Raw genomic sequence first — 11,324 nt, forward strand, 5'->3', positions numbered from 1 at the left:
TCCTGCAGGAAAGCAATCCAACGGAGACCCAGCAGCGACATAAGTCGCGATGCGGCTCCGGGATTGCCTGCGGAAAGCGTGGGCGCCGGAAGGACGAGCGATTCTATTGATGTTAGTCAACAAGCTGAAAAATCGATCGGCGCACGCGCCGATCGATTTTTTTATTTGACTTCGACTGTCTCCATGACGTGTTCATGGATGTCGTGTCCTTTCGTCACATGAACTTGGACGTTGTACGTACCGGGCTCCGGGAACGTATGCTCACCCGCATAGCTTCCGTTTTCCGTTTCCTCAAGCTTCACCCAATCGTGCTTATCCGCACCGTCTTTGAATACTTCAAGTTGAACGTCCGCACCTGTCAGCACCTCATGGTCAATTTCAACGTTGACGGTGAACGGGCTCGCTTCATTCGCCGTCACTTGCTTTGGATCGAGTGTGATATCGGCCCCGGCGTGTTGGTGATGGTCTGTTTCAGCCTCGGCTTCGGCTTCTGTTTCTGGATGACCGACCGTCACCTTCGCTGTCGGCATCGTATGCATCGCCCGCGCCGTCACGTGGACTTGGACCGTATAGACCGCTTCATCCGCAAACGTTGCTTCCGTCTCATAGACCCCGTCTTCTGTGAGCGAAGCTTTCATCATCTCACTCTCTTCTTTGGCGCCGTTCTTCCACACTTCGAACTTGATCTCGTCCGCATCATCGACCCCTTTGCCGTCTTGCGTGACGCGAACCGATAACGTGACCGCTTCATCTATTTCCGCTGTCGCCGGTACGTTCAATTCTGCTTCGACAGGTTCCATCGACTGCACCGTCTCCGTCGCATTGTCCGCCTCTTCTGTCCCGCATGCCCCAAGGACGAACAAACCGATTATTCCTGTCGCCATCCCGATTCGTTTCACTGTTTGTCTCATTATGAATCCCCCCTAGTTAATCGCTTACACGTTTCACACATTGTTCATGATATCATCCTTTTTCAGGAATTGTGTGATGTTTTTGTGATATTTACCACGTCACCTGCTCATAAATTGAACACAAAATTTGAGAGTCATTATCCAAAAATTCCTTTGCCTATTTTTAGGATTATAACGTGTTCATCACCAAAACGGGGTATATAAAATATATACACAGCTCAATATATGGAAAGCCTTGACACCAAGATACATACACCAAGAATGGAGGCGAAAGGAAAAATGAAGAGCAAATTTGTACGGTTATTGATGGCTTTGTTGATCCTGCTGGCACCGTTAGTCACCTATCCAAAATCAGCTGATGCCGCTGCTTCGAAGTTCATAACGAGCGTGAACACGACGAGTAAAGTCGTGGCGTTGACGTTCGATGACGGAGCGGATGGTGCGAATACGAACAAGATTTTGGACATACTTGCCAAGAACAACGTCAAAGCCACTTTCTTTTTGACTGGAACCGGCGCCAACCACCATCCTCAATACATTAAAAACATCGCAGCTAAAGGTCACCAAGTAGGTAACCACTCGTACAGCCACCCATACTTCACCCAGTTGACCGCCACTCAAATGAAGACCGAACTCGACCGTACCGAAGCAATCGTTAAGTCACTGACCGGCAAAACGACAAAACCGATCTTCCGGGCTCCGTTTGGCGCCGTGAACAGCGCCGTCTTGAGCGGTGTCGGCGCTGCCGGCTACGCTTATACGATCCAATGGAACATCGATACGATTGACTGGAAAGGACTCACTGCTAGCCAAATCAATACGAAAGTCCAAACGAACATCAAACCAGGATCGATCGTCCTCATGCACACCGGTGCTGGTGCGCCAGGCACACCGCTAGCCTTGCCGACGATGATCTCGCAACTGAAAGCAAAAGGCTACAAGTTCGTGACAGTTTCCCAATTGCTCGCTTACCAATCTACTTCAACCTCTAAAACGTATACTGTCAAATCAGGCGACACGCTCTATAGCATCGCTCGGGCTTACAACGTCACAGTCGCTGCACTCGCTGCCGCCAACAAGATCACGAACTACAACTTGATCAGTGTCGGTCAAGTGCTCGTCATTCCAGGTACAAGCGTCACGCCACCCCCAACGACGACTGTCAAATATACGGTAAAAGCAGGCGATACACTCTACAAGATTGCGACACTGTACAAAACGACCGTCGCCAAAATCGCTGCCGCCAATAACATCACCAACATCAACCTGATCAGCGTCGGTCAAGTCCTGGTCATCCCAGGAACAACCGTCACTCCTCCGCCAGCGACGACCGTGAAGTATACCGTCAAGTCAGGCGACACGCTCTATAAGATTGCGACGACATATAATACGACCGTCGCCAAAATCGCTGCCGCCAACAACATCACGAACATCAATTTGATCAGCGTCGGTCAAGTGCTCACGATTCCTCGTTAACCACGAAAAAGATGATGCCGCGGCATCATCTTTTTCGTTTGCTTCATTTCACTTCAAACTGTTCCGCCTCGGTCGATCCAGCGAGCGCGGTCGTCGACGACTGTCCGCTCGAGATGACGAGTGAGACTTCATCGAAGTAGCCGGTGCCGACTTCACGCTGATGGCGCGTCGCCGTGTAGCCGTGTTGTTCGGCCGCAAATTCAGCTTGTTGTAACTCAGAATATGCTGCCATCCCACGATCTTTATAGCCGCGGGCGAGCTCGAACATGCCGAAGTTGAGCGAATGGAACCCGGCGAGTGTGACGAATTGGAACTTGTAGCCCATCGCTCCGATCTCTTGTTGGAACGTCGCGATCTCGTCGTCAGATAACTTCTTCTTCCAGTTGAACGAAGGCGAACAGTTGTAGGCGAGCAATTTTCCAGGATACTTCGCATGGATCGCGTCCGCGAACTGGCGTGCTTCTTGCAAGTCCGGTTCCGACGTCTCGCACCAGACGAGATCGGCGTAAGGAGCATAGGCGAGACCTCGGGCGATCGCCTGCTCGATGCCGGCCTCGGTCCGGTAGAAGCCTTCCGGCGTCCGGTCGCCGACGATGAACGGATGGTCAATCGGGTCGATGTCACTTGTGATCAAGTTGGCCGCATGCGCGTCCGTCCGGGCGACGATGATCGTCGATACGCCCATGACGTCTGCTGCTAGGCGCGCCGCGATCAAGTTTTTCACAGCCGTTTGCGTCGGGAGCAATACTTTACCGCCGAGGTGACCACACTTTTTCTCCGAAGACAGCTGGTCCTCTAAGTGGACACCGGCCGCACCGGCCTCGATCATCGCTTTCGTCAGCTCGAAGACGTTGAGCACACCGCCGAACCCAGCTTCCATATCGGCGACGATCGGCGCGAACCAGTGCGTATCCCCTTTCCCTTCCGCCGTTTGAATCTGATCGGCCCGTTGCAGCGCCTGATTGATTCGCTTGACGACGCTCGGTACCGAGTTGGCCGGGTACAGGCTTTGGTCTGGATACATATGCCCTGATAAGTTCGCATCAGCAGCGACTTGCCAGCCGCTTAAGTAGATGGCCTCAAGCCCCGCCTTCACTTGTTGGATCGCCTGATTTCCGGTGAGCGCCCCGAGCGCGTGGACGTAATCCCGTTCGTGGAGCAGGTCCCACAGACGTTCCGACCCTTTCGTCGCGAGCGTATGTTCGATCAAGACCGATCCACGAAGCTTCATGACGTCGTCGACTCCGTACGGACGCTCGACCCCGTCAAACCGTTCCGACTGAAAAACCTTCTCGAGTTGCATGCGTTGTTCATTCATTGTTGTTCCTCCTGTATTATATTAGTTTTATCTTAATCAAATTGTTATATAACAGATGTTGCAAACTTAATCCAAGTAGGCGCAGCATTCGAGTGCCGACTTGAACGTCGAATGTTCCATCCCACAACTGCGGCAGACGTTTTCCTCGTCCCGCTCTTCTGGTTTGCGGAATACGACGACTTCCTCGACCGGTTCTTTCATGATTTGGAGCGAACCGTCCGTCCGGTCGAGCACGAGGCGCATCAAGTCGTTGCCATACACGAATGCGGTATTGGCGAGCGTCGTTGTCGACTCTCCAGAGACGATGCGGCGGACGACCCAACGTTCGATTAACTGTTCGCTTTCGATTTTTTTCGTTGTCATGATGATGCTCCTCCTTTTAAGTTCAATTCAAGTGTCGACTGTGTCAAAAACTGACGGCGGCGGCGATGCAAGATCGGTTCCGTGTACCCGCTTGGCGAATCCGTTCCTTGGAACACTAAGTCTTTTGCTGCTTGATACGCGATCGAGTCGGTCACGTCCGGCGTCATTGGCCGGTAGTTCGGGTCGGCCGCGTTCTGCTTGTCGACGACTTCAGCCATCCGGTACATCGTCGCTTCGACTTGCTCACGCGTACAGACACCATGATAGAGCCAGTTGGCCACGTGTTGGCTCGAGATGCGGAGCGTCGCCCGGTCCTCCATCAACCCGATATGGTGGATGTCCGGCACTTTCGAGCAGCCGACACCTTGCTCGACCCAGCGGACGACATAACCGAGTAGCCCTTGCAGGTTGTTCTCGAGTTCCTCCCTCACTTCATCGTCTGTATAGACGCGTGTCGCGAGCGGAATCTCGAGCAGGCGTTTTCGTTCGCTGTCGATATCGAACGACCGTTGCACCAACTCCCGTTGGACACGGAACGCATCCCCTTGATGGTAATGGAGCGCGTGGAGCGTCGCGGCCGTCGGCGACGGGACCCAGGCGGTCGTCGCGCCGGACTCAGCATGGGCGACTTTCTCCCGCATCATGTCGCGCATCTTATCAGGCATCGCCCACATCCCTTTGCCGATTTGGGCTTGTTGATAGAAGTCGGCCGCAAGTCCAGTCAAGACGTTCAAGCGTTCGTAGGCATCGAGCCAAGCCGACGTCTTCATTTCGCCTTTCTTGCGCATCGGCCCAAACGTGAGCGACGTATGGATCTCGTCACCGGTCCGGTCAAGAAAACCGGTATTGATGAAGACGATCCGCCCCTTCACGCGTTCGATGCAGTTTTTCAAGTTGAGCGACGTCCGTCTCTCCTCGTCCATCACACCGACTTTGAGCGTATGGCGCGGCAAGTCGAGCACGTCTTCGATCGCGTCGAACAAGTCGTTCGTGAACGTGACTTCCTTTGAACCGTGCATTTTCGGTTTGACGATGTAGATCGACCGTTCCCGCGAGTTCCGTTTTGAGTCGAGGTGACGGCTCGCGATCAGTGACGTGAAGATGCCGTCAAGGATTCCTTCCGGTACTTCCCTTCCTTGATTGTCGAGCATCAAATCTGTCGTCATCAAGTGACCGACGTTCCGAATGAACAGTAAGGAACGTCCCGGCAGTACGACGTCTCGTCCGTTTCTGCCTGTGTAGCGGCGGTCTTCATTCAGTTGGCGCTTGAGGGGCTTGCCACCTTTCGTGAACGTCGCTTCGAGCGTGCCGTCCATCAGCCCGAGCCAGTTTTTGTAAAGGTGAACCTTGTCCCGAGCGTTGACGGCTGCGACCGAGTCCTCACAGTCGACGATGGCCGATAAGGCAGACTCGAGTTCGATATCGGTGAGCCCTGCCCCATCCGTGCCGCCGATCGGATGGTTCCGGTCAAATTTCAGTTCGGCGTGGAGGCCGTTATGGACGAGCACTAAGCTCGTCGGACTGTCCGGATTCCCGACGTAACCGACAAAACAGTCATTGCTGAACGGGACGTCTTGTCCGTTGATGATGGCGTATGGTTCATCGGCGCGAACCGCGTATCCTTCCGCGTCCCGGTGCGAACCCGTTAGAAGCGGGAACGTGTCGTCGAGGTATTGTTTGGCGTAAGCGATGACCGCTTTACCCCGGACCGGATTGTAGCCGGCCGACTTCGTTTTTCCGTCCGCTTCATCGATGACGTCCGTTCCATACAGCGCGTCATAAAGACTTCCCCAGCGTGCGTTCGCCGCGTTCAGTGCATAGCGTGCGTTGTCGAGCGGGACGACGAGCTGTGGTCCAGCTTGCTGTGTGATCTCCGAATCGACACCCGAGACGTCGATACTAAAATCAGGGACGACCGGTTCGATGTAGCCGATCGATTGGAGGAAGCGCTCGTAGCCGACAAGGTCAAAGTCTTGTTTCTGTTCGCTGTACCACTTCTGTAACAGTCGCTCAAACGACTCCCGTTCGTGAAGCAACGCCTCGTTTCGAGGAATGAACTCGTCTAGTATGCGCTCGACTCCTTGCCAAAACTGATGGCCCGTCTCTGCTCCTGGCAATACATGAGCCGAGACGAAGTCGAGGAGCTCCCGATGTACGCGATAAGTACCTACTTGTTTATACTGTTCCAAGCCTTCACATCCTCCCGTAGTTGTTGTTATATATCAGTTGACTTTAATATAGACTATTATATAACAGTTTAGCAACAGTTTTTTTAAACTTTTTATTTGCCGGCAAACGAAAAACGCGTTAGGATAGATTACATGACCCATCAATGATTGAGTCATCAATTAGTTAAGGAGGGTTATGGATGCGCGAATCTTGTTCGCCTAGCGACCAAATTCTCTACAACGTCATCACTGTACAAAAAGAACTCAGCCAGCTGTTCGATACCGAAATGGATGGACTGAGCCTGACCCGATACGATATTTTGAGCAACTTGAATCACGTCGGTCCGCTTCGCCAACGCGAGCTGCAACAGCGCGTCGATGTCGATCACGCGGCCATCACCCGTCACTTGAAACAACTCGAGACGCAAGGGCTGATCGCTCGTGAACGATGTCTTCAAGACAATCGCGTCATCTACGTCGACTTGACCGAGCTCGGTCGCGACAAAATTGCACATTGGACCGAGCAAAAGAAGTGCTTATCGGACCGACTTTTTGTAAACATGAAGGTAGAGGAGCAACAACATTTGCTCGACCTGTTAAATACGTTACAACACAACATTCAACACGAAAGGAAGACCCTAATATGAACACGACAACACAGAAAGACTTTATGGAGATTGTAAAAGGACGCCGTTCGATTCGCGTCTATGACGAGAGCGTCAAAATCTCGAAAGACGAAATGACACAAATCCTCGAGGAAGCGACGACAGCACCGTCTTCGCTCAACCTTCAGCCATGGCGCTTCGTCGTCATCGACAGCGCCGCCGGAAAAGAGACACTCCTCCCGCTCGCGAGCTTCAATAAGCGTCAAGTCGAGACGTCATCGGCTGTCATCGCCATCTTCGCCGACTACCAAATGGCCGACTACACGGAAGAGATCTTCAATTCGGCTGTCGAGCGCGGCCTGATGCCTCCTGAAGTCCGCGACCGCCAAGTCGACATGATCAAAGGCATCTTCAAAGACGCACCGAACGAAATGATCAAAGACAGCATCTTGCTCGACTCAGGCCTCGTCGCGATGCAGCTCATGCTCGTCGCCCGTGCCCACGGCTACGACACGAACCCGATCGGCGGCTACGATAAGAAGAATATCGCCGAAGCGTTCGGTCTCGAGAAAGAACGCTACCTCCCGGTCATGCTCCTCTCGATCGGCAAAGCCGCGGAAGAAGGTTATCCGTCGGTCCGTTTCCCAATCGACCGCATCACAGACTGGAAATAAGCAAAAGCTCAATCGCGTCGAGGCGATTGAGCTTTTTTTCATCCGATGTATTTGACGACCTCGTTGAAGTCGCGGCGCGTCTTCGGCGCGAAATCGCGAGCCCGGTAACCGAACGCGACCATGGCCGAGAGCGACCAGGCCCCGCGTTCCATGACACCTTCTGAAATCAACAGTTCATCAATCTGTTGTTGGTTGAACCCTTCGATCGGACATGAGTCGATCCCGATTTGGGCTGCTGCCGTCATCATGTTGCCGAGCGGGATGTACGTCTGGCGCTTGATCCACTCTTGGAACACTCGCTCGTCGTCTAGCAGACGGTAATCTTGTTCTTGGAACTCCTGCACTCGTTTGATTCGGAGCGCATATTCATCCTCGGTCCGTCCTTGGACGCCCGTGATGATATGGCGCAGATAGTCCGAATCATAGCGCATTTCCTGCGGAGTCCGGGCCAAGATCAAGACGAAATGGCTCGCCGTCAACGCTTGTCCTTGAGCACCCCACGTGTTGTCCTTAATTTTTTGAAGTAAATCTTCGCGACGGACGACGACGAACTGCCACGGCTCGAAGCCGAATGAGCTCGGTGACAACCGTCCCGTCTCCAGGATAAATTCAAAGTCGCTTTCATCAATCTTGCGGTCCGCGTCGAACTCTTTCGTCGCTTGACGCCAACGGTACGCTTCTAAAATATCTTTTTTCTTCACTCAAATCCACTCCCCATTACCAAGATGACTCCATCATATCAAATCGATAAATGAGAAACCGTTCATGAAGATTCTTCAGCGGCAATCGGACGTCTTGGACGTAACGGAACGGTGTCTCATCATTCAAAAAGTGTAAATAATCGTCGGACGGATAGTAGAGGATGATATCGACCGGGCGCGGCGTGCGCTCGACCGAGTCGATGATGTTCGCGACGACCTGCCGGAACACGTTCACCGAGAACGGGTTGAAAAAGTAAAACCGATTCGCTTCGTCAGGCACCTCAAACTGTTCGGCGTAGCCGCGGACGAGCTGGACACTGCCACGCGTCCGGTGTTTCTTGGCGTAATTCATCCAATTCTCGAGCGCCGCCTCATGGAAGCCGCCGTCCATCTCGACCCCGATCGCACGAACTCGGAACGTATAGGCGAGATAAAACGGAAGCCGTCCCTTGCCCGAACCGAAATCGACGACCGTGTCCGTTGCGGCGAGCGGGTACGCATCACGCAACAAGTCGAGCGCCTCATACGGGGTCGGTTCATAGCGATGGTATTCGGCCGAGGCCGGGAACCCTTGTTGCGGTTTCGCCGTCTCGATTTGGAGCAATCGTTCATAATCTTGTTCAGTCATAAATCTGTCCTTTCTTGGATGGCGCGGAAAAACGGATGACGCTCCATCTCTTGTTTGAACGCCTGTCGTTCTTGCCACATCACATAGCCGACATAGAGCGGGATGAGCAACTTGAACCAGCTCGGCACAAGGAGCATTCCGGTGACGGCAAGTGGGATGAGACGCAACCATAGGTTCCGATGACGCGGCGTCCGTATATAGAGTAAAATGGCCGACGTACGCCGGGCGGACCCAAACCGATTCGGTTTCGGTCGATAGAGCGGACGCTTGCGCCGACTTAGTTTCTCGATTGCCCCCGACGTTGATAATAATGCCCGGTCGAAGGCGGTACGCAGCGTCTCACTCCGCTCAAGTTCTTGGCTAAGGTACGGATGACGCGTCAGCCATCCCTCTCCTACATACATCGCAACCGCCACGAGACCGCTGCCGAGGACGACGGCCCATAACAGCGAGTCGATGAGGAGCGCATACAGACAAAGGAACGTCACGCACGTGACCGTAACTCGTAACATCCAATGGCTGCGCCGGATCGTCAACTGATAACGAGTCCACGTATGAACCGCCGTCACAAACAGCAGAGCCGTACCGAATGCTAGAATTGAGGCAACGGACCTACCATCAAGCCAAATTACTGGGATGAACGCCCAAAGGACGAAGAGGGACGTTGCACCGAGTTTAAGGGCGTGATAGAACAACGAATTGTACTTCAACCTGTGAATCAAAGAACGTTTGGCCACCAGCGTCACATCCGCTCGTTCGATCCAGACAAAAAACTGATTTCTGAGCAGCACGACTCCAATTCCAAGCGCCCACACGAACATCGGTACTTGGCTCACCCATCCAAGCTCATCCTGCCAAAGCAATCGGTATTGATACCCGAGAAAGATGACGAGCGGAATGACACCGTACAGCACTACGGTCCAATCCAAAATAAGACGCCACGTCTTCCACTGCTTGGTCATATGGGTGCGGACCCGTCTAGCAAACAGCTGATCTTCATTCATCGCATGGCCACATCTTCCATCATGTCAAACAGTGACTCGCCCTCGGTTCGAAGGCAGTCACGTAACTCTGCTTTCGTCCCACTTGCGAGCATACGCCCGTTATCAATCCAGACGAAGCGATCACATAACCGCTCTGCCGTGTCGAGGACATGGGTGACCAAGAGCACCCCGGTGCCTTGACGGCGTTCCGCCTCAAGTAAACGAAGCAGCTGAATCGTCGTCGTCGCATCGAGTCCGACGAACGGTTCGTCCACGAGGAGAAACGCTGCCTCTTGGATGAGTGCCAACAGAATCATCGCTTTTTGCTTCATCCCTTTCGAGAAGGAGGCGATATAGTTATGCCGGACCGTCTCGAGCCGAAACAGCCGCAGTAGCTCGTCTGTCCGTTCGCGATTGTGAACACTCGTCAATTCCAAAACGAGGCTGATATGTTCCTCGAGCGTCAAATAATCATAGTACACCGGTTGCTCGGGGATATAGGCATAGCGGTCGATTTGCACCGTTCCACGCATCCACGGAATCGTTCCAGTGAGGCAAGCGATCGTGGTGCTCTTTCCGGCGCCGTTCGATCCAATCATCCCGACGATTTCGCCAGGGCGAACCTCAAACTGGATGGCCTCGATGACTGTCTGATTTTTTTCATACCCGGCTTGTTCAATATGAACGTCCATACGAACCTCCTTCACAAAAAGTCGCCTTTGCAGGCGACGTCATCTCACAATATTTACTGAAGAAAAGACAAACTTGTCATAACGATGCCGAGCGAATGAATATTCAAACGGTTTTCCATTACTTAAATAAACGACTTGCTCCACTTCAATGATTGGATCGGTAATGTCATTTTTCAAGTATTTTTGATCGTACTCGTCTGGCTTATCGGCCCGAATCATCTTATGCGAACTCGTAATTGTGTAGCCAAGTTCCTGCTGGATGTAACTATAGACCGACTTCTCCAAAATTTTACGCGATAGTCCCGTAATCAGATTCGCGACCATGTACGTCAATTCGATGACGTAGGGCTCTTCGTCCACATAGCGGACACGGCGAATCTCATACACCGGTTCCGTCAGCTCGATCATCAAGTGGTCAGCGACTTCCTGGGTCGGGAACTTTACTTCAAAGTCGAGCACTTCACTGCGGAGACTGCGGTCGCCGATGACTTGCGTTAATCCTCTCGTTTCTTTACTGATGATGTTGATCCGTTCTTTTTGGAAGCTGGCCGGTAAGATGAATGTCCCTTTACCGCGCTTCCGATAAATCAGACCTTCCATCACAAGAATCTCGAGGGCACGTTTCATCGTCATGCGGCTGACACCAAACTCTTCCGCTAATTGAATCTCGTCCGGGAGCGGTGTTTCGAGTTCATAAGCTTGTTCATTGATGCGATGCCGAATCTCATCGGCAATCGATTCATATTTTGGTTTTTTCTTTGTAGACATATTCCACCTCATGTATAGACATATACGAATAATATAT

The 11,324-nt window shown here is 52.7% G+C and carries 12 protein-coding genes; 3 read left to right on the forward strand and 9 right to left on the reverse strand.

The genetic code is table 11. From position 1 onward, the window contains the following. Nucleotides 1–161: 161 nt before the first annotated feature. The gene (locus tag EVJ22_RS11695; RefSeq protein ID WP_071398802.1) at nucleotides 162–911 is read right to left on the reverse strand and encodes a FixH family protein; all 750 of its coding nucleotides are present in this window, start codon (nucleotides 909–911) and stop codon (nucleotides 162–164) included. A gap of 306 nt (nucleotides 912–1,217) precedes the next feature. Here EVJ22_RS11695 and EVJ22_RS11700 point away from each other — a divergent pair, with 306 nt between their 5' ends. Continuing rightward, nucleotides 1,218–2,387, forward strand: a complete 1,170-nt coding sequence (locus EVJ22_RS11700; RefSeq protein WP_233589701.1) for a LysM peptidoglycan-binding domain-containing protein — start codon at nucleotides 1,218–1,220, stop codon at nucleotides 2,385–2,387. Nucleotides 2,388–2,430: 43 nt separating this feature from the next. Here EVJ22_RS11700 and aceA read toward each other — a convergent pair whose 3' ends face one another. From aceA to EVJ22_RS11715, 3 genes are all read right to left on the reverse strand, one after another. After that, entirely contained in the window at nucleotides 2,431–3,705 is a 1,275-nt protein-coding gene (gene aceA / locus EVJ22_RS11705; protein WP_131443979.1) for an isocitrate lyase, read from the reverse strand. A 66-nt stretch (nucleotides 3,706–3,771) separates the two neighbouring features. Continuing rightward, nucleotides 3,772–4,068: a hypothetical protein gene (locus EVJ22_RS11710; protein WP_131443980.1), complete on the reverse strand. Its 297-nt coding sequence runs from the start codon at nucleotides 4,066–4,068 to the stop codon at nucleotides 3,772–3,774. Next, nucleotides 4,065–6,257 (reverse strand): malate synthase G, encoded by a 2,193-nt coding sequence (locus tag EVJ22_RS11715; RefSeq protein WP_131443981.1) that lies wholly within the window; start codon nucleotides 6,255–6,257, stop codon nucleotides 4,065–4,067. Before EVJ22_RS11715 ends, EVJ22_RS11710 begins: the two co-directional genes overlap by 4 nt. Before the next feature lie 179 nt (nucleotides 6,258–6,436). Between EVJ22_RS11715 and EVJ22_RS11720 the strand changes: the two genes are divergently transcribed. After that, nucleotides 6,437–6,883 (forward strand): MarR family winged helix-turn-helix transcriptional regulator, encoded by a 447-nt coding sequence (locus tag EVJ22_RS11720; RefSeq protein ID WP_070328087.1) that lies wholly within the window; start codon nucleotides 6,437–6,439, stop codon nucleotides 6,881–6,883. Continuing rightward, nucleotides 6,880–7,515 carry a nitroreductase family protein gene (locus EVJ22_RS11725; protein WP_131441238.1) on the forward strand — a complete coding sequence of 212 codons (636 nt, stop codon included), beginning with the start codon at nucleotides 6,880–6,882 and terminating at the stop codon, nucleotides 7,513–7,515. The genes EVJ22_RS11720 and EVJ22_RS11725 overlap by 4 nt, the downstream gene beginning before the upstream one ends. 38 nt (nucleotides 7,516–7,553) lie before the next feature. Here the strand turns inward: EVJ22_RS11725 and EVJ22_RS11730 are convergent, their stop codons facing one another. From EVJ22_RS11730 to EVJ22_RS11750, 5 genes are read right to left on the reverse strand one after another with little or no spacing between them, the layout of a single operon-like run. Then, nucleotides 7,554–8,216, reverse strand: coding sequence for an NAD(P)H-dependent oxidoreductase (locus EVJ22_RS11730; protein WP_070328085.1), 663 nt, complete (start codon nucleotides 8,214–8,216; stop codon nucleotides 7,554–7,556). Between the two features lie 16 nt (nucleotides 8,217–8,232). Continuing rightward, nucleotides 8,233–8,844 (reverse strand): class I SAM-dependent methyltransferase, encoded by a 612-nt coding sequence (locus EVJ22_RS11735; RefSeq protein ID WP_131443982.1) that lies wholly within the window; start codon nucleotides 8,842–8,844, stop codon nucleotides 8,233–8,235. Further along, a complete protein-coding gene (locus tag EVJ22_RS11740) occupies nucleotides 8,841–9,848 on the reverse strand; it encodes an ABC transporter permease (RefSeq protein WP_131443983.1) in 1,008 nt (335 codons plus the stop codon). Before EVJ22_RS11740 ends, EVJ22_RS11735 begins: the two co-directional genes overlap by 4 nt. Then, complete coding sequence (locus tag EVJ22_RS11745) at nucleotides 9,845–10,519, reverse strand: ABC transporter ATP-binding protein (RefSeq protein ID WP_131443984.1); 675 nt, start codon at nucleotides 10,517–10,519, stop codon at nucleotides 9,845–9,847. The genes EVJ22_RS11740 and EVJ22_RS11745 overlap by 4 nt, the downstream gene beginning before the upstream one ends. A 39-nt stretch (nucleotides 10,520–10,558) precedes the next feature. Then, entirely contained in the window at nucleotides 10,559–11,287 is a 729-nt protein-coding gene (locus tag EVJ22_RS11750) for a GntR family transcriptional regulator (protein ID WP_131443985.1), read from the reverse strand. Between the last annotated feature and the right edge of the window lie 37 nt (nucleotides 11,288–11,324).

Origin of the sequence: Exiguobacterium sp. SH0S7 (genome assembly GCF_004337195.1) — a bacterium.
GTDB lineage: Bacteria > Bacillota > Bacilli > Exiguobacteriales > Exiguobacteriaceae > Exiguobacterium > Exiguobacterium aurantiacum_A.